The organism is Cupriavidus pinatubonensis (assembly GCF_019602855.1).
GTDB classification, from domain to species: Bacteria; Pseudomonadota; Gammaproteobacteria; order Burkholderiales; family Burkholderiaceae; genus Cupriavidus; species Cupriavidus pinatubonensis.
In genome coordinates, this window is record NZ_CP080767.1 from 3,373,166 (window position 1) to 3,395,543 (window position 22,378).

The window sequence follows — 22,378 nt, forward strand, 5'->3', positions numbered from 1 at the left end:
TCAGAAAGAGAAATTCTTCAATGCTTCCGGCATGCCTTGCGCCATCGCCTGCTGTTCCTTGGCGGCGTATGTCGCGGCATCCCAGACTTCGAAATGGCTGCCCATGCCGAGCAGCATGACTTCCTTGTCGAGCATGGCGGCACCGCGCAGCTCCGGTGCGATCAGCACGCGGCCTGCGCCGTCCATTTCCACGTCGGCAGCGTTGCCCAGGAAGATGCGCTTCCACCAGTGCGCATCCATCGGCAGCGCCGCAATCCGTTGCCGGAAACTTTCCCACTCGGGCCTGGGAAACAGCAGCAGGCAGCCATCCGGGTGCTTGGTCAGCGTCACCCGGCCCTCGGCCTGCTGTTGCAGCGCTTCCCGGTGCCGCGACGGAATCGACATCCGCCCCTTGGCATCCAGCGAGAGCGCCGATGCTCCCTGAAACAAGCTTGCTCCCCGGTCCGGCCGGCAACTGGCTTGCCGGCACGTGCGTGAATCGTTGCATTCCGACCTGCGGGATGATCCCACGGTACGGGTCCAATTTCACACAAAAATACACTTCCTCACACTATTTCCCACTTTAGAGGAAGCAATTTCGCGGGTCAAGGCTCGCTGCACGGCAACAAACCGGGATTTTCGAATCAGAACAAAGACTTAGCGCGCATACCTCCACGCACCGTAAACGTGAATCCTTAATGAAATGAAGATCTTAGGGAGCAAAGCAGAGAAACCACCTGAGAACTGCCGGGGGAGGGACTGCCGAAATCGCGGGAAAGACCGGCCCGAGACCGTGGGGAAGGATACAACATTTGCCGGACATGGCCGGCGAAACGGGCCCAGTACCGGGCCCAGTACCGGGCTCCGTGCGGGCCCGATGCGGAGCCCCTTGCAGGCCCCGCTGCACAAGCTCAGATCCGGTACGCGGCGGTCGTCATGACGCGGGATGCGCCGCGCATCAGCGCACGCACCGGCGCGGGCAGCGGCACGCCGCCGGCAGCGCGGGCGGCATCGCCATGGCGGATCTCGTCATCGCGCATCTGTTCGAGGATAGCGCGCGAGCGGCCGTCGGCCGCGGGCAGCTGGTCAAGGTGGCCGCTCAGGTGCTGCTCGACCTGGTGCTCGGTTTCCGCGACGAAGCCGAGGCTGACCTTGTCGCCGGCGCGGCCGGCCAGGAAACCGATCGCAAAAGCGCCCGCGTACCACAGTGGGTTCAGCAGGCTCGGCCGCGAATCGAGTTCGCGCAGCCGTTCGGCGCACCAGGCGAGATGGTCTTCCTCTTCGCGCGCGGCGGTGTCCATCTGGGTTCGCACGTCGTCATTGCGCGCGGTGAGCTTCTGCGCCTGGTAGAGAGCCTGCGCACAGACTTCGCCGACATGGTTGACTCGCATGAGTCCGGCCACGTGGCGGCGCTCGGCCTGCTCGAGTTGCCCGTCGTCCGGTGCGAGCCGGTCAGCGGGATTAGCCCGGCCCGAGCGCGTGGCACCAGCAATGGCGCGCAATGCCATGTCGAATTCGCGGATGAAAGTGTCCATGCGATGCGGGAAAGCGAAAAGGCCAGTAAAAGAAAAAGCAATCGGGCAATAAGCCTGAAATCCCCGGGGCTGGTGCAGAAATACCCTGCCAAAGCAGGGGCAACATGCCGCCATTGCGAACCGCCGAAGACATCGGGATTACCCGCATTGTAGCAAGGCTCTAACTCCCGCTGTCCCATGCCAGGCCTAGCAATTTACTCGCGGGTACAAGAAAACCCTGAGTTGTTAAAAGCCGACAACGGGGTTGGCCGCAGATAGTGAATTTAAGGTTGTTTGTTACAGTACTTCGCAGCTTCTCAGCAACGCAGGAAGTCTGGCAGTGAGGAATGGAGATTTAGGAGGTTTTCTCGCTCGCCACATAACAATTCATTAAGTGGAGATCGTTGAGCATGAAGAAATCGCTTATCGCGCTGGCAGCACTGGGCGCGTTTGCAGGTGCGGCACAAGCACAATCGAGCGTGACGCTTTACGGTGTGGTCGACGCCAACATCGAATACGTCAATAACGTCGGTGTCGTACCCGTTGCGACCAACGGGTTCAATCGCGGCCCTGCCCATTCCGTTACCCGCATGGATCCGGGTGGCCTGTCCGGGTCGCGCTGGGGCTTGCGCGGCACCGAGGATCTCGGTGGCGGCCTGAAGGCCCTGTTCGTGCTGGAAAGCGGCTTCAGCTCCGACACCGGTGGCCTGCAGCAAAGCGGCCGTCTGTTTGGTCGTCAGTCCTTCGTGGGTCTGCAAAGTGACCGCATCGGCCAGTTCACCTTCGGCCGCCAGTACGTCTCGATGTTCGACGCGCTGGCCAACTTCTCGCCGACTGCCTACGCCACCCAGTACGAACCTGTCGTACTGCAGCAAGGCCCCAACTACCGTGAAGACAACACCATCAAGTACACCGGCAAGTTCGGTCCGATCACGGCGGGCGCCCATTGGTCGTTCGGTACTGGTGTAGCGTTGCCGGCGACGGTTGGCGTGGCAACGCCGATCGGCGGCAACGGCGAAGTCCCGGGCGCGTTCCGCCGCGATACGGGCTACGGTGCTGCCGTGACCTACCTTGCAGGCCCGTTCGGCGCAACGGTTGGCTACGATCAGTGGAACCCGACCATCGGTACCGGCAACGGCACCGTCAAGAAAGCCTCCGCCGCAGCCAGCTATTCGTATGGCCCGGCCAAGATCATGGGCGGCTACCGCTGGGGCCAGCAGAAGAACGCCGCGGACGTGCTGATCCAGCGTGACGACTTCTACTGGATCGGTGCTAACTACCAGGTCACCCCGGCCGTCGGCCTGACGCTGGAATACAACTACGACAACATCAAGAGCCTGTTCGGCGACACGCACGTTGCCAACCCGTGGCAGATCGCCTTCATCGCGACCTACTCGTTCTCCAAGCGTACCGACGTCTACCTGAGCACTGCCTACGCCAAGAACGCCGGCCTGACGATGGAATCGCTGGCCACGACGTACGCGACGAGCCTTTCCTTGGGTCAAAGCTATGCGCTGGCCAATGGTCAAAGCTCGATGTTCGGCGCTGCCATCGGCATCCGCCACAAGTTCTGAGCGTATTTCGCCTGAACCGCAAAGGCACCTTCGGGTGCCTTTTTCTTTGGCATGGCGCATGTGCGGTCATAGGGCATCACCTCATCGGCGTTCACGCGGGTGCCCACTAGAATGCACTGACCCATCCACAGACCGGGCTTGCCCGGACATTTCAGGAGACCCGCATGCCATCCCATCGCCGGCACGTCGTCGCACTGCTGTTGTCCGGCAGTCTCGCCGCATTACTGAGTCAGCCGGTCCTGGCGGCGGATCCCTATCCGAACAAGCCGATCCGGCTCGTGGTGCCGTTCGCGGCCGGCGGCACGACTGACATCCTGGCGCGCGCGGTGGCGGCCGAGCTTGCGAAGCTGCCCGGCTGGAACATGGTGGTGGACAACAAACCCGGCGCCGGCGGCAACATCGGCGCCGACATCGTGGCCAAATCCGCGCCTGACGGCTACACGCTGCTGATGGGCACGGTCGGCACGCACGGCATCAATCAGTCGCTGTACGGCAAGCTGCCGTTCGATCCGATCAAGGACTTCGCGCCGATCACCGAAGTCGCCGCTGTGCCCAATGTGCTGGTGGTCAACCCGGCCTTCGCGCAGCAGAACAAGATCAGCAACGTCCGCGACCTGATCGCCTATGCGCGCGCCAACCCGGGCAAGCTGAACATGGCATCGAGCGGCAACGGTACGTCGATCCACCTGGCCGGCGAACTCTTCAAGACGCAGACACGCACCTATATGGTCCACTTCCCGTACAAGGGCAGCGGACCCGCGCTGACGGACCTGGCGGGCGGCACCATGCAGGTCATGTTCGACAACCTGCCGTCATCCATGGCGCTGATCAAGGCCGGCAAGCTCAAGGCGCTGGCAGTGACCAGCGCCAAGCCGTCGCCGGCCCTGCCCGACGTGCCGACCATCGCAGCCGCCGCGAACCTGCCCAGCTACGAGGCCAGCTCCTGGTTTGGCCTGCTGGCGCCGGCCGGCACGCCGCCCGACATCATCCACCGCCTGCAGCACGAGGTCGCCAAGGCGCTGGGCTCGCCCGCCGTGCGCGAGCGCCTGCTGGCCCAGGGCGCGGAACCGGTCGGCAATACGCCGGAGCAGTTCGCCGCGCTGATCCGCTCGGAAACCGCCAAGTGGGCCCAGGTGGTCAAGGCTTCGGGCGCCAAGGTCGACTAAACAGGCCAGACAGCGGCCCGAACCGGCCAACCGGCATATACTTGAGGCATCAAATGTCTGGACTGCCCGCAAGTCGCGGGCGGTCCGGCCGCATAACCGTCCATCCAGATGCCCAATCCCTCCACCGCCGGCAACGCCGATGCCGTCCCGGTCGACCTTGAAACCCGTGCTGGCGACACCGAGCACGAGGCACTGCGCCTGTGGCTGCGCCTGCTGACTTGCACCAACCTGGTCGAAGCGGATATCCGCAGCCGGCTGCGCCAGGACTTCGCCTGCACGCTGCCGCGCTTCGACCTGCTGTCCCAGCTCGACCGCCATCCCGAAGGCCTCAAGATGGGTGAGCTGTCGCGCCGCATGATGGTGACAGGCGGCAATGTCACCGGCATTACGGATCAGCTCCAGCAGGAAGGACTGGTTTCGCGCGAGGCCCTGCCGACCGACCGTCGCGCCTACCTGATCCGGCTCACGCCTGCGGGACGCGAGGCGTTCTCGCGCATGGCGCGTGCACATGAAGACTGGATCGAGCAACTGTTCTCGGGCCTGGCCGATACCGACCGCCGCGCCCTGTTCCGACTGCTTGGCCGGCTCAAGGCCGGGCTGACTGCGCCATGAAGACGACCTACACACTCGTTCTGGCCGCGCTGATGGCCACCATTGCCGGCTGCAATACCGCGCCGCCAGCGCCACAGGTCATGCCGCTGAACGCCACCATCAAGCTCGGCCGCGTCACGGAGAAGACCTTTCTGACGCGCGTCGACGTCGCGACCGATGGCGGCGGCTACGGCAACTATGGCGGCGTCGGGGTCGGCGCCGTGGGCGGCAGTGGCGGGGGCGGAGGCGGCGTGGGGGTCGGCTTCTCGTTCGATCTTTCGCGCCTGTTCAACCGGCCACCGCCGCCGCAGCAGATCGACCTGTTCCAGTACAAGGTGCGCACCGTCGACGGCACGATGGCCTCCGTCAATGCGCCCGCCGCACCCGGTCTGGAGCCCGGTGCCTGCGTGCGGCTGATTTACGTCGATGGCAGCAGCGATGCCAGGCTGGCGCCATCGAACGAGTGCTGAACGTAGCGGGCTCAAGCAAAACGGCCTCCCGGGTGGGAGGCCGTTTTGCTTGAGCCGTGCCAGGCGATCAGGCTGCCTGACGCGTATCGCGCAGCTCGCGCCGCAGGATCTTGCCGACATTGGTCTTCGGCAGCTCGGTACGGAACTCCACGTATTTGGGCCGCTTGTAGCCGGTGAGCCGCTCCTTGCAGAACTCGATCACATCGGCTTCGGTGAGCGCCGGATCCTTCTTCACGACGTAGAGCTTCACCACCTCGCCCGAATGCGTGTCGGGCACGCCCACCGCGGCCACTTCCAGCACGCCCGGGCATTCAGCCGCCACGCCCTCGATCTCGTTCGGATACACGTTGAAGCCCGACACCAGGATCATGTCCTTCTTGCGGTCGACGATCTTGGTATAGCCGCGCTCGTCCATCACGCCGATATCGCCGGTCTTGAAGAAGCCGTCGGGCGTCATGACCTTGGCGGTCTCGTCCGGACGGTTCCAGTAGCCGGCCATCACCTGCGGGCCGCGGATGCAGATCTCGCCGGGCTGGCCAAGCGGCACGTCGCGGCCGTCGTCGTCGCGGATCGCGATTTCGGTCGATGGCAGCGGCAGGCCGATGGTGCCCGAGAACGCGTTGCTGTCGGTCGGATTGCAGGTGGCCGACGGCGAAGTCTCGGACAGGCCATAGCCCTCGATGATCGGGCACCCGGTCTTGGCAAGCCACTGCTTGGCCACCGCCTCCTGCACCGCCATGCCGCCGCCATTCGCCACGCGTAGCCCCGAGAAGTCGACCTTGCCGATTTCCGGGTTGTTGAGCAGCGCGTTGTACAGCGTGTTGACCGCCGGGAACATGTGGAACTTGTACTTCTGCAGTTCCTTGATAAAGCCCGGGATATCGCGCGGATTCGGGATCAGCACGCTCATCCCGCCATTGCGCATGCCGAGCAGGCAGCAGACCGTCAGCGCGAAGATGTGGTACAGCGGCAGCGCGGTGATCGTGACCACCTGCTCGATCGGCGCGCCCTTGTTCAGCGCCGGCTGCATCCACGCTTCCGATTGCAGCACGTTGGCAACTACGTTTCGGTGCAGCAGCACGGCGCCTTTCGAAACGCCGGTGGTGCCACCCGTGTATTGCAGGAACGCAACGTCGTCAGGCCCCGTGGTGGCCGGCTGCAGCGTGAGCTTGCGCCCTTCGGCCAGTACGGCATTGAAGCGCACGCAGTTGGGCAGCTCCCACTCCGGCACCATCTTCTTGACGTTGCGCACCACGAAATTGACGATGGCCCCCTTGAGGCCGCCAAGCAGGTCGCCCATGCTCGCGACCACCACATGCTTGACCGGCGTGCGCGCCAGCACCTGCTGCAGCGTGGTGGCGAAGTTTTCGAGGATGACGATGGCCTCGGCGCCGCTGTCCTTGAGCTGGTGCTCCAGCTCGCGCGGCGTGTAGAGCGGGTTGACGTTGACGACGACAAACCCTGCGCGCAGCACTGCTGCCAGCACCACCGGGTATTGCAGCACGTTAGGCATCATGATTGCCACGCGCGCGCCGGGACGCAGGCCGCGCGACTGCAGCCACGCGGCAAAGTGCGCCGACATGCGGTCCAGCTCGCCGTAGGTGATGGCCTTGTCCATGCAGACGAAGGCGCGGCGGTCGGCATAGGTGCGGAAGGAATGCTCGAGCAGCTGCGCAAGCGAGCGAAACTGGCTGGCATCGATCTCGGCGGGCACGCCGGCCGGGTAGTGTTTCAGCCAAAACCTGTCCATGACACCGTCTCCTGATTTCTGAATGGTCGTTCGATTTTTCGGAAATGCTAAACGCCAGCCCGCGTGAAAACAACACGTTAGACGAAGTCCTCAGGGGGAAAGACCGGTCCCCAGGCGCATTATGCGCCACGGGCACAGCACCGACCACGGGATAACCCCGAGGCCGCGCTCAGGCTGGCAGCACCAGCTTCATCATGTTGGACGCCAGCTCCTGCGCGAGCGCCTCGGGTTCCATGCGGCCCGGCTGGTGCCACGTGTACATGAAGCCGACCACGCTGCCGATCGAATGGGCCGCGACGCGCGCATCGCCAAACGCGAACACGCCTTCGCGCTTGCCTTCCTCGAGCAGCGCATACAGGTCGCGATAGAAATCGCGCGCCATGCTATCGAGCCAGGCCACCGTCTCAGGCTTGAGGTACTGGTTGTCGCGGAAACTCAGCGTGGCCGCCACGTGGCACGACACGCAGCGGCGCGCCATTTCGAGCACGCACGCATGCAGCCGTTCGCGGACCGGCAGCGACGGATCGGCCGTCTCGCGGATGACAGGCAAGCAGGTCTGCGCCGATTCGCGGCACAGGATGTCGAAGATCTCGTACTTGTCGGTGAAGTAGTAGTAGACGGCCGGCTTGGTCACGCCCAGCGCGCGGCACAGGTCATTCATGGTCATGCCGGGATAGCCCTTGGTGTAGAAGAGCTGCGCGGCCGCGTCCAGAATCTGGCGGCGGCGCGCTTCCTGGCGTTCGGCAATATGCGGGCGGGCCGGCGCTTCCTCGGCTTCCGCTGCGGGTTTCGGTGCAATTGACATGTCGCAATTCTCGCATGGGCCCGCAGGCTCGCCATCGGGGCACACCCAGCCCACATTCGGGGGGACCACAGGCGTTCGGCGGATTGACGCAAACGCGCGTCCCGCCTACGATCATACCCATCGGTAAATAAATATACCAAAAGGTACACAACTGCGGCGTGCTGATCGCGCCGCTACCGACACATCCTGCGAGGAGACACCCGCTGATGGACCCGACCGCAACGCCGCCCATATCCGCCGCGCTCCGCGCACCACGGAATGAAGCCGAGTATCTCGATGATCTGCGCCGCCGCTGGCACGCCGCCTGGCCGGCCGGTGCGCCGCGCGAACCGCAGTACCCGCTGGGCCGCGTGCCGCTGTCCGAGATGCTGCGCCATTGGGCCCGCGAACGCCCGCAGCAGCCCGCGGTCCACTTCTATGGCCATGTCACGAGCTATGCGGAGCTCGATGCGCAGAGCGACCGTTGCGCCGCCTTGCTGGCCGCGCACGGCATCGGCACCGGCGACCGCGTCGCGGTACTGCTGCCCAACTGCCCGCAGTTCCATGTCGTGTTCTTCGGCATCCTGAAGTTGGGCGCGATCTACGTGCCGGTAAGCCCGCTGTCGCAGCGCGCCGAATTGTTGCATGCGCTGCGCGACAGCACGCTTTGCGCACTGATCGCGCTGGATCAGTTGCTGCCGCTCGTGGCGGACACGCGCGAAGAACTTGGCGCTGACGATCCGTTGCGCAATCTCTTTGTCGCCAGCTACGCTGACGTCGTGCCGGCCGAGCCCACACTGCCGTTGCCACCGATGGTGCAGGCCCCGCGCCTGGAACCCCAGGCCCAAGACCGCGCGATCGACCTGCTGCGCGCGATGTCCACCTGCACCGCGCCGGCGCCACAAGCAATTCCCGATCTCGATGCCCCGGCCGCGCTCAACTACACCGGCGGCACCACAGGCTTGCCGAAGGGCTGCATCCACACGCAGGGCGACATGGTCGACATGGCCGCCGCGTTCGGCGCCGTGGCACTGCCCATGACCGACGACTCCGTCATGCTCGGCTTCTTCCCCGAGTTCTGGATCGCGGGCGAGAACCTGTGCCTGATCTTCCCGGTCTTCTTTGGCATACCGCTGGTTTTGCTGGCGCGCTGGGACGCCCAGACTTTCATGGCCGCCGTGCAGCACTACCGGGTCACCAATGCTTCGATGCTCGTCGACAGTGCCGTCGAGGTGATGGACCACCCGCGCGTTGCCGACTACGATCTGCGCTCGCTGCGCCATGTCGGCGTGTCGTCGTTCATCAAGAAGCTGAACCTCGATTACCGCCACCGCTGGCAGGCGCTGACCGGCGCCACCATCGCTGAAACCGCGTGGGGCATGACCGAAACGCAGACCTGCAACACGTTCACCTGCGGCATGCAGGACAACGACATGGACCTGCGCGCGCAGCCCGTGTTCGTCGGCCTGCCGGTGCCGGGCACCGAATTCAAGGTGTGCGACTTCGCCACGGGCGAACTGCTGCCGCTCGGCACCGAGGGCGAGTTGTGCGTGCGCACGCCGACGCTGCTCAAGGGCTACTGGAACAAGCCCGAGGCCACACGCGAATCGCTGCGCGACGGCTGGTTCCACACCGGCGACATCGGCGTGATCGACACCGACGGCTACCTGCACTATCTGGGCCGGCGCAAGGAGATGCTCAAGGTCAACGGCATGAGCGTGTTCCCGGCCGAGATCGAAACAATGCTCGGCCAGCACCCGGCCATCCTTGGCTCGGCCGTGGTCGGGCGCCCCGACGAGGACCGCGGCCAGGTGCCGGTGGCCTTCGTGATGCTCAAGCCCGACGCCGTCGGCACCGTCGACGAAGCCGCGCTGACCGCGTGGTGCCGCGGCAGCATGGCGGTCTACAAGGTGCCGCAGCTTCACATCGTCGATGCGCTGCCGCTGACGGCGACCGGCAAGGTGCGCAAGCAGGACCTGGTGCCGATGGCCGACGCACTGCGCTGACGCTGTATCCCCTCTGCCTGCCCCACGCATTTCGATGCTGGGGCGGGTGCCCCATGCCTCACCGCTATCCGACATGAATCCGCCGAAGCTCCTGATCGCCAACCGCGGCGAAATCGCCATCCGCATCGCCCGCGCGGCAGCGGCCCTGGACATGCCGAGCGTGGCCATCCACAGCGAGGACGACCGCGACGCGCTGCACGTGCGCAAGGCCGATGATGCCGTGGCGCTGCCCGGCAGCGGTCCGCGCGCTTATCTCGATATCGAACAGGTGGTTGCCGCCGCGCGGCGCGCCGGCTGCCAGCTAGTTCATCCCGGCTATGGGTTCCTGTCCGAGAACGCGGACTTCGCGCAGGCCTGTCTGGACGCGGGTCTGATCTTCGTCGGTCCGGCGCCCGATGTGCTGCGGCTCTTCGGCGACAAGGCGCGGGCGCGCGCACTGGCCCGCGAACATGGCGTGCCAGTGGTGCCGGGAACGACCGGGCCCACCACGCTGGCCGAAGCACATGCCTTCTTTGCCGACCTGCCGAACGGTACCGGCATGATGATCAAGGCGCTGGCCGGCGGCGGCGGACGCGGCATGCGTGCAGTCCATGATGTGGCGCAGATCGACGAAGCATGGACACGTTGCGCGTCGGAAGCGACGGCGGCATTCGGCAACGGCGCGGTCTATGTCGAACAGATCGTCACGGCGCCGCGCCACATCGAAATTCAGGTGGTCGCGGACACCAATGAGCAAGTCGTCACGCTCGGCGAACGCGAGTGCAGCCTGCAACGCCGCCACCAGAAGCTCGTGGAAGTCGCGCCCAGCCCCGCGCTCGACGATGCGACGCGCGCGCGCCTCGCCGAGGCTGCCGCCACGCTGGCACGCGCGGCCGCGTACCGGGGCATCGGCACGTTTGAATTCCTTGTGCAGGAACGCGACGGCCAGCCGCCCGCGTTCTGGTTCATGGAAGCCAACCCGCGCCTGCAGGTCGAACATACCGTGACCGAGATGGTCACCGGCGTGGATCTCGTGCAAACCCAACTCGCCATTGCGATGGGCGCAGATCTCGCGCAACTGAGTATGGCACGCGCGCCGGTACCGCGCGGCGTTGCCGTGCAGCTGCGCATCAATGCCGAACATCTCGACGGACAGGGCAACCTGCGCCCGGCCGCGGGCACGCTCACCGCGTTCGAGGCGCCGAGCGGCCCCGGCGTGCGGGTCGATAGCGCGGGCTACGCGGGCATGGCAGCCAACCCGCGCTTCGACTCGCTGCTCGCAAAGCTGATCGTGCACGAACCCAGCGGCAACTACGCACGTGCGCTGGGTCTGGCGTACCGCGCGCTGTGCGAGTTCCGCATCGAGGGCATCAACACCAACCGGCGCCTGCTGCAGGACTTGCTGCAACAGGACGCCGTGCAGCGCAACGCGGTCCACACGCAATACCTTGACCATGCATTGCCTGCGCTCGCCGCAGCCGATAGCGATCATCCTGCGCTGCATGCCACCGCAACCGCGATCCCGGAGCAGGACCCCGACGACGAGGATGACCTGCCCACCGATGCGTTCGCCGTGCAGGCGCCGATGGACGGCGCGCTGGCCGCACTCCATGTGAAGCCGGGCGACACCGTGCGCCGTGGCCAGCCGCTAGCCGTCATCGAAGCGATGAAGATGGAGCACCCGGTCGAGGCACCAGCCGCCGGCACCGTGCTGGCCGTGCGGACGGAGGCCGGCGCCACCGTACGTGCCGGCGCCACGCTGGTGCTGATCGAAGCCGGCGACGACACCGGCCATGCCGAGCAGGCCTGCGCCGCCGCTGATCTCGAGCATATCCGCGCCGACCTGCGCGAAGCGCTCGAGCGCCACGCACTCGGCCACGATGCCGCGCGCGACGCTGCCGTGGCAAAACGCCACGCACAGGGCGGCCGTACCGCGCGCGAGAACATCGCGCAACTATGCGACGCCGACTCCTTCATCGAATACGGCGCGCTGGCCATCGCGGCCCAGCGCCAGCGCCGCACGGAAGACGACCTGATCCGCTCGACGCCGGCCGATGGCATCGTCACCGGCATCGGCACCGTGAATGCGGCGCAGCTTCCCGATGCTGACGCGCGTTGCATGGTCCTCGCCTACGACTACACGGTGCTGGCCGGCACGCAGGGCTACTACGGCCACAAGAAACTGGACCGCATGCTCGCCCTGGCGCGGCAGTGGCGACTGCCGGTGGTGCTGTTCGCCGAAGGTGGCGGCGGCCGCCCCGGCGACACCGACATGCCGGTAGTGGCTGGACTCGACTGCACCTCGTTCATCCAGTTCGCGCGGCTTTCCGGCCAAGTGCCGCTGGTCGGGATCGTGCACGGGCGCTGCTTCGCCGGCAATGCGGCGCTGCTCGGCTGCGCCGACGTGATCATCGCCACGCGTAGCGCGACCATCGGCATGGGCGGCCCGGCCATGATCGAGGGCGGCGGCCTCGGCGTGTACGCACCCGAGGAAGTCGGCCCGGTCGGCGTGCAGGCGCCCAATGGCGTCATCGATGTCGTCGTCGACGACGAGCAGGCCGCTGTCGACACCGCGCGCCGCTACCTGGCCTACTTCCAGGGCGATGCCCCCGGCTGGCGGGGCGAAGACCCACGCCATCTGCGCCATGCGATTCCCGAGAACCGCCTGCGCAGCTACGACATGCGTGCCGTCATCCACGCGCTGGCGGACACAGATTCCGTGCTCGAACTGCGCGCTGCGTTCGGCACCGGCATCATCACCGCGCTGATCCGCATCGAAGGCCGTGCGTTCGGCTGCATCGCCAACAACCCGCGCCACCTCGGCGGCGCGATCGACAGCGCCGCCGGGGACAAGGCCGCACGCTTCATGCAGCTGTGCGATGCGCACGGCCTGCCGATCCTGTCGCTGTGCGACACACCGGGCTTCATGGTCGGCCCGCAGGCCGAGAAAAGCGCCACGGTGCGCCACGTCTCGCGCCTGTTCGTGGTGGCCGGCGCGCTGCGCGTGCCGTTCTTCACAGTTGTGCTGCGCAAGGGCTACGGGCTCGGCGCGCAAGCGATGGCCGGCGGCAGCTTTGCCGCGCCGTTCTTCACGGCAGCGTGGCCAAGCGGCGAATTTGGCGCCATGGGGCTGGAGGGTTCGATCCGGCTCGGCTTCCGCAAGGAACTGGAAGCCGTGGCCGACCCCGACGAGCGCGAGGCGCTGTTCGCGCGCATGGTCGATGCCGCGTACCAACGCGGCCGCGCACTGAACATGGCGAGCCACCTCGAGATCGACGCCGTGATCGACCCTGCCGACACGCGCCGCTGGCTGTTGCGCGGCCTCGCCTCGGTGCCGCCCCGCAGCCTCGGGCGGCGCACTGGCGAGGACCGCCGCTTCATCGACACCTGGTAATAACGCGCCGGGAACACGGCGCCACCCGGATTCTTCATCGACACAGGAGGAGACACCTGATGCAGTCCACCCCGTCAACGCACAGATCAACCGGCGCGCGCAAGCGTCCCCTGGCCCGCCTGCTGGCCACCACGGCCTTGGCCCTGCTGCCAGCATTGGCCGCGGCTCAGGACGCGCCAATCAAAGTCGCGTTTATCGACCAGCTCTCCGGTCCGCTGGCCAATGTCGGCGAGATCTTCCAGGCCAACCTGAAGTTCGCGATCGACGATGCCAATGCGCAGGGCGGCGTACTCGGCCGCAAGTATGAGCTGACGAGCTACGACAACAAGCTGTCCGCGCAGGATAGTCTGTCGGCGCTGCAAAGTGCGATCGATGCCGGGGTAAAGGTCGTGTTCACGGGCGGATCGGGTTCTTCGGTGGTCACGGCACTGGTCGAAGCCGCCACGCGCCACAACGAGCGCAACCCCGATCGACGCATCCTGATCGTCAACTACGCGTCGATCGATCCGGACCTGACCGGCGCGCGCTGCAGCTTCTGGCATTTCGCGACTGAGGCCAACACGTCCATGAAGATGCGCGCGCTGGCGGACTTCACGCGCGAGCAGAAGGACATCCACAAGCTTTACTTGCTGAACCAGGACTATGCGCACGGGCGGGTATGGGCGGCGCTGGGCCAGCAGATGATCGCCACTGCGCGTCCGGACACGCAGTTCGTCGGCGCCACGCTGCACCCGCTCGGCAAGGTCAAGGACTTCGCACCCTATGTCAGCAAGATCAAGGCGAGTGGCGCCGACACCATCGTCACGGGCAACTGGGGCCAGGACCTGAGCCTGCTGATCAAGGCCGCCGGCGACATCGGCTATGACCCGCGCTACCTGAACCACAGCGGCGGCGGCGCGCCCGGTACGGTGCTGGCGGTGTCGCAGGCGAAAAGCGGCAAGCTCACATGGGTGTCGGAATGGCTGCCCAATACGGAAGATCCGGCACTGTCCGCGCTCGCGGCGCGCGTGAAGCAGACCGCCGCCGGCGAATACTTTACGCCGCGCGTGCTGGTGTCGGTGCAGCTCGTGACCGAGGCGATACGCCGCGCTGGCACCGATGAGCCGACGAAAATCGCGATGGCACTCGAAGGCATGAAGATGAAGACGGCGCTGGGCGAGGTCACGATGCGCAAGAGCGATCATCAGCTACTGCTGCCGCAGGTGGTGTCGACCGTGGCGCCTGTGGACGGCAAGACCGTCAAGGTCGGCGCCGAAGGCACGCAGTACGGCTTCCGCCTGAACAGCGTGACGCCGGCACAGGCACTCGACTTGCCGTCCGCCTGCCACATGAAGCGGCCTACCGGCGTCTGATTTGGCCCGTGTCCGGTCAGTGGCCGAACTTGCCCACGCCCGATGAGTGATCTTCGGCGTTTAGCGTACCCGTGTTCACCGCCGGCGGGGCCAGCTTGCTCAGCGCGGCGTGGCGCTCGGCTTCCGGCAGGTCGCCGATGCGCTGCACTTCGGCATAGAACCGCGTCCAGTCGCCGCCCACGCTGTCGAGCAGTGCGGAGAACGCGGGCACCCATTGCTGGTACGTCGCCACGGCGGCCAGGTGCGCATTGGTCAACGGCTGGTCGAACCAGCGGTCGTAGCCGCTGTAGCCGCCCCACTCCGTACGCAACGCGGCGTACCGGTGCCGCAGGCTGTCAAAGATCTCGTTCTTGCCGCGGCGCTTGGCGTCATCGTCGGCGCCCGAACGGTACATGGCGTCGAGCCGGTCGCGCGTATCGAGCAGCAGGGCCCGGAACTGCTTGCGCCGGTTGTCGTACTGCCGGTAACTCGCGCGAGCATCCTCGGACGCCTCGTCGCGAAGCCAGCGCTCGACGCCGGCCATTTCGACTGCGGTCGCGAAGGACTCGTTGAAGGGCGTGTCGTTGCGCACGTACACGACCTGGTGCGCCAGTTCGTGGAAGATCATCCGCGCCAGCTCCCCTTCTGGCAGGTACAGGAAGGTGTTCAGCAGCGGATCGTCAAAATAGCCGAGCGTGGAATAGGCCGGGATACCGGCCACATAGGTTTCCAGGCCCTCGCGGCGCAGGCCGGCGGCATATTGTTCGGCATCGCCCTGCGCGTAATAGCCGCGGTAGCTGATGCAGCCGACGATCGGGAAGCACCACTTGTGCAGCGCCATCGACAATTCCGGCGTCGCGAACACGCTCCACACGACATAGGGCCGATGGAGGTTGGCATAGCGGCGGTAGCTGCCGTTGTCGGGCAGCTTCAACTCGCGCGAGGCATAGTCCCGGATCTGGCGCGCGAGCCCCAGGCGCTGAGCAAGGCGCGTGTCGTTGGACGCCTGTGCGCGGGCAATGGCATCGTCGAGCGCCTGCGCCTGCGCCATCACGCCAAGATGGCCGCCGATGGACTGGTAGTAATAGCCGAGCGTGTCACAGCCGGCCACCGCCAGCGTCAGCCCCGCCGCTGCAAGGATGCCCGCCGTCCGCCGGCGAACCTTTTTCCAGTCCATCACTGCATCATGAGGCAGCCGCCGCTGCCTCGCCGACTTCCTGCCATGCCTCCACCTCGACCAGGCAATCGTAGAACACGGGCGCGCGGCCCAGATCCGTCAGGCGCTGGCTGGTCAGCTCGTTGGCGTTCTTGCCGTCCGGCGCCAGTTTTTTCCACCAGATCGACAGGCCCACCACCAGCCCGCGCCGCGCACGGTCGGTCACCCGTGCGCGCGCGAGCATGCTGCCGCGGTCGTTGAACGCGCGCACCAGGGCGCCGTTGGCAATGCCGCGCGCATCCGCATCGGCGGGGTGGATGTCCAGGTGCGGCTCGCCCTCGGTCGCGCGCAGGCTGTCGACGTTGACAAAGGAGCTGTTCAGGAAGTTGCGCGCGGGCGGCGAGATCATCGCCAGTGGATACTTGCCAGCCAGTTCCGGTGCGGACGAAGGTGCCTCGTACGGCGCTACATAGTCCGGCACCGGATCGAGGCCCGCGCTACGCATGGCTTCGGAATAGAACTCGCACTTGCCGGACGCAGTCGGAAAACCGCCGTGCGCGAACGGCGCGCTCGGCAGCGACAGCTTCTGCCAGCCCTTCTCCTTCAGCGATTCCCACGTGATGCCCTGTGCGCGCTGGTCGCCCGGGACAATGGCCTGCGCGGCGATCTGCTCATCGCTGTCGGCAAAACAGGGATCACTGAAGCCCATGCGCTGCGCCAGGCGGCGGAAGATCTCGGTGTTCGGCAAGGCCTGGCCCATCGGCTCGATGGCGGCGTTGTTGGCGAGGAAGTATGTGTGCCCGTAGGCCTTGTGCACATCCACGTGTTCGAGCTGCGTGGTGGCCGGCAGCAGGATGTCGGCGTAGTCCGCCGTATCGGTGCGGAACTGCTCCAGCACGACCGTGAACAGGTCCTCGCGCGCAAAGCCCTCGGCCACCTTGCCCGATTGCGGCGCCACGGCCACCGGGTTGCTGTTGTAGACCACCACGGCTTCGAGGCGCGGCTTGCCCGGCGCCCCCACGTCCAGCAGCGCGTCGCCGATCGTGCTCATGTTGACCGTGCGCGGCAGCCGGCCGGCTGGCAGCAGGTCAGGCCGCTGCAAGGCCCGGTCGTTGACCGGGAAGAATCCCGACGTCGAGAGCTGAAGCCCGCCCGCCGGATGCCGCCACGCACCAACCAGCGAAGGCAGGCACGCGACCGCGCGCACCGCCTGCCCGCCACCGTGCACGCGCTGCATGCCGTAGTTCAGGCGGATCGCCACCGGCTGGCGCTCACGTACCGCCAGCATGCCGTAGAGGCCGGCCAGCCATTCAATGTCCTCCACCGGAATCCCGCAGATTTCCGCGGCGCGGGCTGGCGAATACGCTTGCGCGCGCTCGCGCAGCGCGTCGAAGCCGAGCGTGTGCTGCGCGATGTAGTCGTGGTCGAGCAGGTCGTCGCGGATCAGCACGTGCATGATGGCCAGCGCCAGCGCGCCGTCCGTGCCCGGCATCGGCGCAATATGGTGGTGGCACTTCTCGGCGGTCAGCGAGCGGTACGGGTCGATCGCCACCAGCGTCGCGCCGCGGCGCTTGGCCTCCTGCGCGCGCGTCCAGAAGTGCAGGTTCGAGGCGATCGGGTTGCCGCCCCAGATGATCACGAGCTTCGCATCGACGACGTTTTCCATGTCCATGCCGACGCTCGCGCCATAGGTGTAGCGCAGCGCCGTGGCGCCGGCACTCGCGCAGATCGTGCGGTCGAGCAGCGAGGCGCCGAGCTTGTGGAAGAAGCGCGCGGCCATGCTCTCGCCCTGCACCAGCCCCATGGTGCCGGCGTAGCTGTACGGCACGATCGCCTGCGGATCGCGCACGGCAATGGCATTGAGCCGCGTGGCGACTTCGTCAAGTGCTTCGTCCCAGGAAATCGGCTCGAACTTGCCCTCGCCCTTGCGCCCGACGCGGCGCATCGGCGTCAACAGGCGGTCAGGGTGATAGGTGCGCTCGGTATAGCGCGACACCTTGGTGCACAGCACGCCCTGCGTGCCCGGGTGATCCGGGTCTCCGTTGACCTTGATGGCGCGGCCGTCCTCGACGGTGACGAGCAAGGCACAGGTGTCGGGGCAATCATGCGGGCAGGCGGCGCGGACAATGCGGGAAGCCATGGAATCTCCGGGCGGGCAGGAAGGCGGCTGGGTGCGATCGGGGCGAATGGCCAGGGGGATGGGCCGGATGCCTGTCACTACCGGGAAAACCACGGCGGACAGGACGGTTTCTGGTCGGATTGTATTCGATTATGATGCAGCGGCGCGTTCCGGTCCTGGCCGGAAAGGCCTCGTTGTCCCGCCCGCGTCCCGCGGCCTGAACCGGCTCGCGGCCAGCGCATGCGGGCCAACGGGGAACCGACGTCGGCGCAGACCGGCCCGGGTGGCGCATGGGTATCCAACCTGACTTTTCTTGCGGGGTTTCATGTCTGATCTGAACGGGGTCAAGGCCAGGCGTTTCGCCGGCCTGCTGGTGGCATGCGCCATCGGCTTTTGCGGCGCTGCGGGCGCCGCCGTCGCAGCGGAAACCGGCGTGACGGCCGACGCGATCGTGCTGGGCCAGTCGGCTGCGCTGAGCGGGCAGACGGCGGCACTGGGCAAGCAGATGGGCGCCGGCGCGCGCCTGTACTTCGAGTCCGTCAACCGCCAGGGCGGCATCTACGGCCGCCGGATCGAGTTGCAGACGCTGGAGGACTACAACGAGCCCGAAACCGCGGCGGCCAACACGCGCAAGCTGATCGGCGAGAACCGCGTGTTCGCGCTGTTTGGCTATGTCGGCACTGACAACGCCGAGGCGTCGCTGCCGATTGCCACCCAGGCCGGTGTGCCGTTCTTTGCGCCCTACTCCGGCGCGCAATCGCTGCGCGATCCGCGCCTGCGCAACATCTTCCACGTGCGAGCCGGCTTCAACGAGGAAACCGCCGCCATCGTTCGGCAGATCCGCACCACCGGGCTCAAGCGCGTCGCCGTGGTGTACAACGACGACGCCTACGGCAAGGCCGGGCTGGAGGGCCTGGCCCGCGCACTGCAATCGTCAGCGGACAACAGCGTGCAGATCGTTGCGCGCGAATCCGTGGTCCGCAATACCGCGGAAATCGGCGACGCCATGCAGGGCACGATGAAAGCCCAGCCCGACGCGGTCGTGCTGATCAGCGCCTACCGCACGGCCGGCGCCTTCGTGAAGGAAGCGCTACGCCGGGGCTACAACGGCCAGTTCTACAACGTGTCCTATGTGGGCACGCAGGCGCTCGCGCGCGAACTCGGCCCGCGTGGCAGCGGCGTGATCATCTCTCAGGTCATGCCGCATCCGGGCAACGCCACACTGCCGGTCGTGCGTGAATACCTGCGGCTGTTGCAGGCCACGGGCAAGCCGGACGATTTCGACTACGTCGGCATCGAGGGCTTTGTCGCCGCGAAGGCTTTTACGGAGGGCCTGCGCCGCGCCGGCAAGGACCTGACGCGCGAACGGCTCGTTGCGGCGCTGGAAGGCATGCACAATTTCGATCTGGGCGGATTCATCGTCAACTTCACGCCCGAAAACCATGTCGGGTCGAAGTTCGTGGAGATGACGATCATCAACTCGAAGGGGCAGGTGATTCGCTGAGTGGCTGCGAATCACGCGGCTTTCTCCCTCCCCCCTTAATGGGAGAGGGAGAAAACAAGAGGATCGCTGGATCGATCTACGCCATATCGTTCAGGTGACACGCCGATAGCCTGCCCGGCGCGATCTCCTTCAACAGCGGCTGTTCGGTCGTGCAACGCGGCATCGCATGCGGGCAGCGCGGATGGAAGTGGCAGCCCGTCGGCGGATTCAATGGCGACGGGATCTCGCCACGGATCGCCACATAGGTCTTTTTGCCGACTTCGAGCTTCGGCGCCTCGGCCAGCAAGGCCTGCGTATAGGGATGGTTCGGTGCAGCGAATACCTGCTCGGTCGGCGCCGACTCCACCACGCGCCCCAGGTACATGATCACCACGCGGTCGCTGATGTGCTTGACCACCCCGAGGTCGTGGCTGATGAACAGGTAGGTCAGGTTCAGTTCCTGGCGCAGCCCCATGAACAGGTTCAGCACCTGGGCCTGGATCGATACGTCGAGCGCCGCGACCGATTCATCGCACACGAGGAACTCTGGCTTCACCGCCAGCGCGCGGGCAATGCCGATGCGCGCGCGCTGGCCACCTGAGAACTGGTGCGGGAAGCGGCGCAGCACGGTCGGATCCATCCCCACACGCACGAGCATGTCTTCCACATAGGCCTTCTGCTCGCCGCGCGCGATCATGCCGTGCACGACCGGCGCCTCGCCGACGATGTCGATCACGCGCAGCCGCGGATTGAGCGAGGCATACGGGTCCTGGAAGATCATCTGGATCGCGAGCTGCTTCTCGCGGCGCTTCTCGAGCGGCAGGTGATCGAGGTTAGTACCGCGCCAGAACCGCTCGCCCTCGCTCAGCGTATGCAGGCCCACAGCCATGCGGCCGAGCGTGGATTTGCCGCAGCCCGACTCGCCCACGAGCCCCACCACCTCGCCCGTACGGATGCTCAGGTCAACGCGGTCGACCGCATGCACCACCTCTTCGCGCGCATGTGCACCGAACAGGTTTGCGATGCGCGCCGCCGTATCAAGCGATTTGACGAAGCGCTTGGAAACGCCGCGCAACTCCAGCAGCGGCGCTGGTGGCGTAACGGGCTGCGAAGTCCCTTCTATCATGGCTGGCATATCGAGGTCCGTTTCGCTCATGCCGCCTCCTGCTGTGTCAGCATCGGATGGAAGCAACGCAGCCGCCTGCCGTCGGGCGCGGTCTCCAGCGGCGGGTCCGTTCTGCACACCTCGGTGGCGTTGGGACAGCGCTCGCGGAACGAGCAACCACCGGGCAAGTTCAGCAGCGACGGCGTCATGCCGGGAATCTGCTTCAATGGCGCGCCGCGCGGATTGCGCGAAGGCGCCGAGCTGATCAGCCCGTGCGTGTACGGATGCTCGGGGCGCTCGAGAACCTGCCGCACATCACCCGACTCGACGATCTTGCCCGCATACATCACGCAGACCGAGTCGGCCAGTCCCGCGACCACCGACAGATCATGCGTGATCCAGATCAGCGCCGTGCCCGATTCGCGGCACAGCGTCTGCATCTCGTACAGGATCTGGCCCTGGATGGTCACATCCAGCGCCGTGGTCGGCTCATCGGCGATGATCAGGTCAGGCTTGTTCAGCAGCGCAATGGCGATCGCCACGCGCTGGCGCATGCCGCCCGAGAACTGGTGCGGATAGGCGAGCAGTCGTTCGTCCGGCGACGGGATGCCCACGCGAGCGAGCGCATTGCGCGCCCGCTCGCGCGCCGCAGGCTTGCTGACATTGTCATGCGCCATCACCGCCTCGATCATCTGCGTGTCGATGCGCAGGACCGGGTTCAGCGTCATCATCGGGTCCTGGAAGATCATCGCGATGCGGTTGCCGCGCACATCGCGCTGCTGTGCCGGCGTGAGCGCGCGCAGGTCGCGCGTGACGCCGTCGCGGCTGGTCAGCGCGATGCGACCGTCCACGACTTTGCCGGGCGGATCGATCAGGCCCATGATCGAATAGCCCGTCATCGACTTGCCGGAGCCCGATTCGCCGACCAGGCCCATGATCTCGCCGCGGCCGACCGTGAACGACACGTCGTCGACCGCTTTGGCGATGCCGCCGCGCGTGAAGAACTGCGTCTTGAGGTGTTCCACCACCAGGGTAGGTTGTGCCATGTTGCCCTCCCCTCCCTATTGCGTCTGCAGGCGCGGGTTCAGCACGTCGCGCAACTGGTCGGCCACCAGATTCATGGCCACGATGGTGATGACGAGCGCAATGCCCGGGAAGAAGCTGATCCAGTACTTGCCGGACAGCATGTACTGCTGGCCATTGGAAATCAGCGAACCGAGCGACGGCTCGGTGATCGGCACGCCGAGCCCGAGGAATGACAGCGTCGCTTCGAGCGTGATGGCCGATGCCACCTGCAGCGCCGCGATCACGATCAGCGGCGGCAGGCAGTTTGGCAGCAGATGTCGGAACATGATGCGGCCCGGCGGCAGGCCGAGGCATGTCGCGGCTTCGATGTATTCCTTGCGGCGTTCTACGAGTGCTGCGCTGCGCGTGGTGCGCGCATAGTAGGCCCATTGCACCGCCACGAGCGCGATCACGATGTTGCCGATGCCCGGCCGCAGAAAGGCCAGCAGGATCAGCGCGAGCAGGATTGGCGGGAACGAGAGCTGCAGGTCGGCGACGCGCATGATGAACGCTTCGGTACGTCCGCCGAGGAAGCCAGCCAACAGGCCCAGCGTCGCGCCCAGTATCAGCGCGATGACCGTGCTGACCACACCTACGCCTATGCTGATGCGCAGCCCGTACATGACCGCGGACAGAATGTCGCGCCCCTGCTCGTCGGAGCCCAGCACGAACGTCATGCCGTTGCCGGCCTGCTCGCCGGGCGCGAGGCGTGCGTCGAGCACGTCGAGCGTGGCAAGGTCATACGGATTCTGCGGCGCCAACCATGGCGCGAAGATCGCGATCAGGATCACTGTGATCAGCGTGATCAGCCCGGCCACGGCAATCTTGCTGGACAGGAATTCGGCAGCGAAGCGGCGGAACGGCGTCTGCTCGTGCGCGGCTTTCGGTTTGTCTGCGGTTACGGCAGTCATG

17 protein-coding genes are annotated in these 22,378 nt (G+C 66.1%); 8 read left to right on the forward strand and 9 right to left on the reverse strand.

Features of this window, described 5'->3' with window-relative positions; all coding sequences use genetic code 11:
* Together mraZ and coq7 are read right to left on the reverse strand one after the other, a co-directional pair.
* A complete protein-coding gene (mraZ, locus tag K2O51_RS28310) occupies positions 1-429 on the reverse strand; it encodes a division/cell wall cluster transcriptional repressor MraZ (RefSeq protein ID WP_011299133.1) in 429 nt (142 codons plus the stop codon).
* A 461-nt stretch (positions 430-890) separates the two neighbouring features.
* Positions 891-1,514 carry a 2-polyprenyl-3-methyl-6-methoxy-1,4-benzoquinone monooxygenase gene (gene coq7 / locus K2O51_RS28315; protein WP_011299134.1) on the reverse strand — a complete coding sequence of 208 codons (624 nt, stop codon included), beginning with the start codon at positions 1,512-1,514 and terminating at the stop codon, positions 891-893.
* Between the two features lie 389 nt (positions 1,515-1,903).
* Between coq7 and K2O51_RS28320 the strand changes: the two genes are divergently transcribed.
* From K2O51_RS28320 to K2O51_RS28335, 4 genes are all read left to right on the forward strand, one after another.
* Positions 1,904-3,067, forward strand: a complete 1,164-nt coding sequence (locus tag K2O51_RS28320) for a porin (RefSeq protein ID WP_011299135.1) — start codon at positions 1,904-1,906, stop codon at positions 3,065-3,067.
* A 164-nt stretch (positions 3,068-3,231) separates the two neighbouring features.
* Entirely contained in the window at positions 3,232-4,233 is a 1,002-nt protein-coding gene (locus K2O51_RS28325) for a Bug family tripartite tricarboxylate transporter substrate binding protein (protein WP_011299136.1), read from the forward strand.
* A 108-nt stretch (positions 4,234-4,341) separates the two neighbouring features.
* Positions 4,342-4,845 carry a MarR family winged helix-turn-helix transcriptional regulator gene (locus K2O51_RS28330; RefSeq protein ID WP_011299137.1) on the forward strand — a complete coding sequence of 168 codons (504 nt, stop codon included), beginning with the start codon at positions 4,342-4,344 and terminating at the stop codon, positions 4,843-4,845.
* Positions 4,842-5,294 carry a hypothetical protein gene (locus K2O51_RS28335; RefSeq protein WP_220631073.1) on the forward strand — a complete coding sequence of 151 codons (453 nt, stop codon included), beginning with the start codon at positions 4,842-4,844 and terminating at the stop codon, positions 5,292-5,294. The genes K2O51_RS28330 and K2O51_RS28335 overlap by 4 nt, the downstream gene beginning before the upstream one ends.
* A 67-nt stretch (positions 5,295-5,361) precedes the next feature.
* Here the strand turns inward: K2O51_RS28335 and K2O51_RS28340 are convergent, their stop codons facing one another.
* The gene (locus K2O51_RS28340; RefSeq protein WP_011299139.1) at positions 5,362-7,044 is read right to left on the reverse strand and encodes a long-chain fatty acid--CoA ligase; all 1,683 of its coding nucleotides are present in this window, start codon (positions 7,042-7,044) and stop codon (positions 5,362-5,364) included.
* A gap of 169 nt (positions 7,045-7,213) precedes the next feature.
* Positions 7,214-7,849 (reverse strand): TetR/AcrR family transcriptional regulator, encoded by a 636-nt coding sequence (locus K2O51_RS28345; protein ID WP_140952378.1) that lies wholly within the window; start codon positions 7,847-7,849, stop codon positions 7,214-7,216.
* A 206-nt stretch (positions 7,850-8,055) separates the two neighbouring features.
* Here K2O51_RS28345 and K2O51_RS28350 point away from each other — a divergent pair, with 206 nt between their 5' ends.
* The 3 genes from K2O51_RS28350 (at position 8,056) to K2O51_RS28360 (ending at position 14,559) form a co-directional block, all read left to right on the forward strand.
* A complete protein-coding gene (locus K2O51_RS28350) occupies positions 8,056-9,834 on the forward strand; it encodes an AMP-binding protein (protein WP_220631074.1) in 1,779 nt (592 codons plus the stop codon).
* Between the two features lie 73 nt (positions 9,835-9,907).
* Positions 9,908-13,207 carry an acetyl-CoA carboxylase family protein gene (locus K2O51_RS28355; RefSeq protein ID WP_220631075.1) on the forward strand — a complete coding sequence of 1,100 codons (3,300 nt, stop codon included), beginning with the start codon at positions 9,908-9,910 and terminating at the stop codon, positions 13,205-13,207.
* Positions 13,208-13,266: 59 nt separating this feature from the next.
* On the forward strand, positions 13,267-14,559 hold the full coding sequence (locus K2O51_RS28360; protein WP_220631076.1) for a branched-chain amino acid ABC transporter substrate-binding protein: 1,293 nt from the start codon (positions 13,267-13,269) through the stop codon (positions 14,557-14,559).
* Positions 14,560-14,575: 16 nt separating this feature from the next.
* Here K2O51_RS28360 and K2O51_RS28365 read toward each other — a convergent pair whose 3' ends face one another.
* Both K2O51_RS28365 and K2O51_RS28370 read right to left on the reverse strand, forming a co-directional pair.
* Positions 14,576-15,715, reverse strand: coding sequence for an aminopeptidase (locus K2O51_RS28365; RefSeq protein WP_220631077.1), 1,140 nt, complete (start codon positions 15,713-15,715; stop codon positions 14,576-14,578).
* A 7-nt stretch (positions 15,716-15,722) separates the two neighbouring features.
* A complete protein-coding gene (locus K2O51_RS28370; protein WP_220631078.1) occupies positions 15,723-17,834 on the reverse strand; it encodes a molybdopterin-containing oxidoreductase family protein in 2,112 nt (703 codons plus the stop codon).
* 304 nt (positions 17,835-18,138) lie between these two features.
* On the opposite strand from K2O51_RS28370, the gene K2O51_RS28375 reads away from it, so the two are divergent.
* Positions 18,139-19,317 carry an ABC transporter substrate-binding protein gene (locus K2O51_RS28375; protein ID WP_011299146.1) on the forward strand — a complete coding sequence of 393 codons (1,179 nt, stop codon included), beginning with the start codon at positions 18,139-18,141 and terminating at the stop codon, positions 19,315-19,317.
* Positions 19,318-19,393: 76 nt separating this feature from the next.
* On the opposite strand, the gene K2O51_RS28380 is transcribed toward K2O51_RS28375, so the two are convergent.
* From K2O51_RS28380 to K2O51_RS28390, 3 genes are read right to left on the reverse strand one after another with little or no spacing between them, the layout of a single operon-like run.
* A complete protein-coding gene (locus tag K2O51_RS28380) occupies positions 19,394-20,452 on the reverse strand; it encodes an ABC transporter ATP-binding protein (RefSeq protein ID WP_011299147.1) in 1,059 nt (352 codons plus the stop codon).
* The gene (locus K2O51_RS28385) at positions 20,449-21,447 is read right to left on the reverse strand and encodes an ABC transporter ATP-binding protein (protein WP_140952399.1); all 999 of its coding nucleotides are present in this window, start codon (positions 21,445-21,447) and stop codon (positions 20,449-20,451) included. The genes K2O51_RS28380 and K2O51_RS28385 overlap by 4 nt, the downstream gene beginning before the upstream one ends.
* Before the next feature lie 15 nt (positions 21,448-21,462).
* Positions 21,463-22,377 (reverse strand): ABC transporter permease, encoded by a 915-nt coding sequence (locus K2O51_RS28390; RefSeq protein WP_011299149.1) that lies wholly within the window; start codon positions 22,375-22,377, stop codon positions 21,463-21,465.
* Position 22,378 lies beyond the last annotated feature (1 nt).